Here is a 3,860-nt window from a genome sequence, read left to right as displayed (position 1 = left end):
GCTCACTCCTACAGGGGGATGGTGTTTACCCAATAATCCTTGCGCCACATCAACCAAACGATAATTCCTCTTATTCAATCTCCCCTGCCCTGTTAGACTTTGCGCCCCTTGTTTTGCTCGTCTTGCAGGATGTCCGATGCCCGCGCTGCCTCTTCGCTTGTCCGCACTGTTTCTGGCCCTGGGCCTGAGTGCCTGCGATGACGCCCCGCGTTTTACCCAAGCCGAACCCGGTGAAGCCCGGTCCGGTGGCAGCGCAACCGTGCGCAAGACCGATCAGAACTCGTTTTCCCTGCCGTCCGCCAACCTGCCACCCTCACGGCGCGTGGACTTCAGTGTCGGCAACAGCTTTTTCCGTAATCCCTGGGTGATCGCGCCGTCGACCACCACCGCCCGGGACGGACTCGGCCCGTTGTTCAACACCAACGCGTGCCAGGGCTGCCACATCAAGGACGGCCGCGGTCATCCGCCCACGCCTGATGCGCTGAACGCCGTGTCGATGCTGGTACGCCTGTCGATTCCCGATGCGCCAGCGTATGCCAAGGTCATCGAGCAGCTCGGTGTCGTCCCGGAGCCGGTCTACGGCGGACAATTCCAGGACATGTCTGTGCCGGGTGTCGTGCCGGAAGGCAAAGTGCGCGTCGAGTACACGCCCGTTCCGATTCGCTTCAAGGACGGCACCGAAGTCGAGTTGCGCAAGCCAAGCCTGAACATCACCCAGCTCGGCTACGGCCCGATGCACCCTGACACGCGTTTCTCGGCCAGGGTTGCACCGCCAATGATTGGCCTGGGCCTGCTCGAAGCGATTCCCGACGCAGCGATCTTGGCCAATGCAGAGGCTCAGGCAAAAGACAAAAACGGTATCGCCGGACGCCCGAACCGGGTCTGGGATGACGCGCAGCAAAAAACCGTGCTCGGCCGATTTGGCTGGAAGGCCGGGCAACCGAACCTCAATCAACAGAACGTTCACGCGTTTTCCGGCGACATGGGCCTCACCACCAGCCTGAGACCCGTCGACGACTGCACCGACGCGCAAACCGCCTGCAAACAGGCACCGAATGGCAATGGCCCGGATGGCGAGCCCGAAGTCAGCGATAACATCCTGCGTCTGGTGCTGTTCTACAGCCGTAACCTGGCCGTACCGGCCCGCCGCGATGTCAGCGCCCCCGAAGTGCTGGCCGGCAAGACTCTGTTTTTCCAGGCCGGATGCCAGTCCTGCCACACCCCGAAATACACCACCGCCGCCAACGCCGCAGAACCTGAACTGGCCAATCAAGTGATTCGCCCTTACAGCGATCTGCTGCTGCATGACATGGGCGACGGTCTGGCCGACAACCGTACCGAATTCCAGGCCAGTGGCCGCGACTGGCGCACCCCGCCGTTGTGGGGCATCGGCCTGACGCAGGCAGTCAGTGGCCACACCCAGTTTTTGCACGATGGCCGCGCCCGCAATCTGCTCGAAGCCGTGCTCTGGCATGGCGGCGAAGCCGCAGCGGCGCAGCAACAGGTTTTGTCTTTCAATGCCGAGCAGCGTGCTGCGTTGCTGGCGTTTTTGAATTCCCTTTAATACGTATTCCATAGCGGGAGCCCGACATGTTCCGTCCCAAATTGTTGTTCACCAGCCTTGCCGCGCTAGCCTTGGGCGCCTGTTCGCCTCAGGATCCGCAGGCCGTTACGTCCGCAGCCATCGCCAAGTCGGTGATCCTGCCGACCTACACGCGCTGGGTTGAAGCCGATCGCCAACTGGCCGTCAGTGCGTTGGCCTACTGCGAAGGCAAGGAAAACCTCGACACCGCCCGCGCCGACTTCCTGCACGCGCAGAAAGCCTGGGCCGAGCTGCAACCGCTGCTGATCGGGCCGCTGGCCGAAGGCAATCGCGCCTGGCAGGTGCAGTTCTGGCCGGACAAGAAAAACCTCGTCGGCCGTCAGGTCGAACAACTGGTCACCGCGCAGCCGCAGATCGATGCCGCTGCCTTGGCCCAGTCCAGCGTTGTGGTTCAAGGCCTTTCCGCCTACGAATACATCCTGTTCGACAGCAAGCCTGATGTGGCCAACGCTGAACAGAAAGCCAAGTACTGCCCGCTGCTGATCGCAATTGGCGAGCGTCAGAAACAACTGGCCGAAGAGATCCTGAAAACCTGGAACAACACCGACGGCATGCTCGCGCAATTGAGCAAATTCCCGAACCAGCGCTACGCCGATTCCCACGAAGCCATCGCCGATCTGTTGCGCGTGCAGGTCACCGCCCTCGACACCCTGAAGAAAAAACTCGGCACGCCGATGGGCCGTCAGACGAAGGGGGTGCCGCAACCGTTCCAGGCTGATGCGTGGCGCAGCCAGTCGTCCCTGACCGGCATCGAAGCCAGCCTCGCCGCCGCCAAAACGGTATGGGAAGGCGTCGACAACAAAGGCCTGCGCGGCCTGTTGCCGAGCGAGCAGAAACCCTTGGCTGACAAGATCGACGCCGCTTACACCGCGGCCCTGAAACTGTTCGCCAGCAACCAGCGTTCGCTGACTGAAATGCTCAATGACGACGCCGGTCGCCAGCAACTCAACGATCTCTACGACAGCCTCAACGTCGTCCACCGCCTTCACGAAGGCGAACTGGCCAAGGCGCTTGGCATCCAACTGGGCTTCAACGCCAACGACGGTGACTGATGAGGGCAAGTTCCATGCTGCGACGCCAGGCTTTGACGTTAGGTAGTTTGCTGCTGGGTGCGGTGACGCTGGGCGGCTGGACGCTGTTCAAGCAAAAGGACAAAAGCCCGCTGCTGCTCTCGGCGCGGGACGATACCGACGGCAAACACTACGCCGTCGGTTATCGGCTGGACGGCACCCGGGTGTTTGCCACCCAGGTCGGCCAGCGTTGCCACGACATCATCAACCACCCGACGCTGCCGATTGCGCTGTTCGTCGCCCGTCGTCCTGGCACCGAGAGTTATCTGGTCGACCTGCGCGACGGCACGTTGCTGCAAACCGTGACCTCGCTGCCGAACCGGCACTTCTACGGTCATGCGGTGATTCACAAGAGCGGCGACTGGCTGTACGCCACCGAGAACGATACCTCCGATCCGGGTCGCGGCTTGCTCGGGGTGTATAAGTTCGAAGGCGAGCGGTTGGTGCACAGCGGCGAGATTTCGACCCATGGCGTCGGTCCGCATCAGGTGTCGTGGATGCCCGATGGCGAAACCCTGGTGGTGGCCAACGGCGGTATTCGCACCGAGGCCGAAAGCCGCGTCGAGATGAACCTCAACGCCATGGAACCGAGCCTGGTCCTGATGCAACGCGATGGCACCCTGCTGAGCAAGGAAACCCTCGCCCAGCAGATGAACAGCGTGCGTCATTTGGGGATTGCCAGCGACGGCACCATTGTCGCCGGTCAGCAATTCATGGGGCCGTCTCACGAGTCGTCGGAGCTGCTGGCGATCAAGCGGCCCGGCCAGCCGTTCGTGGCCTTCCCGGTGCCTGAGCATCAGTTGCAGGCCATGGGGCATTACACCGCCAGCGTCGCGGTGCACAGCGAACTGCGCCTGGTGGCGTTGACCGCGCCACGGGGCAACCGCTTTTTCATCTGGGACCTGGACAGCGGTGAAGTGCGCCTGGACGCGCCGCTTCCCGATTGCGCCGGGGTCGGCGCGGTAGCCGATGGCTTTGTCGTGACCTCGGGTCAAGGACGCTGCCGGTTCTACGACTGCCGCCAGACAAGCCTTGTTGCAACCCCCCTCGATCTACCCGCAGGACTCTGGGACAACCACCTTCACCTCATTTGAACTTCCCTCTCCTGCTGGAGGGTTTTCCCTGTGGCGAGGGAGCTTGCTCCCGCTGGGCTGCGTAGCGGCCCTAAAAAAAGGTTCTTCACGGAT

Annotated in this window: 3 protein-coding genes; all 3 read left to right on the top strand. The window is 62.3% G+C overall.

Going from position 1 to position 3,860, the window contains the following annotated elements; translation table 11 throughout:
• The first annotated feature begins 136 nt into the window (after positions 1-136).
• From VD17_RS30280 to VD17_RS30270, 3 genes are read left to right on the top strand one after another with little or no spacing between them, the layout of a single operon-like run.
• On the top strand, positions 137-1,564 hold the full coding sequence (locus VD17_RS30280; protein WP_046057042.1) for a di-heme oxidoreductase family protein: 1,428 nt from the start codon (positions 137-139) through the stop codon (positions 1,562-1,564).
• A 26-nt stretch (positions 1,565-1,590) separates the two neighbouring features.
• Positions 1,591-2,655 carry an imelysin family protein gene (locus tag VD17_RS30275; RefSeq protein WP_046057041.1) on the top strand — a complete coding sequence of 355 codons (1,065 nt, stop codon included), beginning with the start codon at positions 1,591-1,593 and terminating at the stop codon, positions 2,653-2,655.
• A gap of 14 nt (positions 2,656-2,669) precedes the next feature.
• Positions 2,670-3,767, top strand: a complete 1,098-nt coding sequence (locus VD17_RS30270) for a DUF1513 domain-containing protein (protein ID WP_046057040.1) — start codon at positions 2,670-2,672, stop codon at positions 3,765-3,767.
• Positions 3,768-3,860 lie beyond the last annotated feature (93 nt).

Origin of the sequence: Pseudomonas fluorescens, from assembly GCF_000968015.1 — a bacterium.
Classification (GTDB): Bacteria; Pseudomonadota; Gammaproteobacteria; order Pseudomonadales; family Pseudomonadaceae; genus Aquipseudomonas; species Aquipseudomonas fluorescens_W.
Note: the sequence above shows the minus strand (reverse complement) of the source record. Positions and strands in the feature narration are given on the sequence as shown.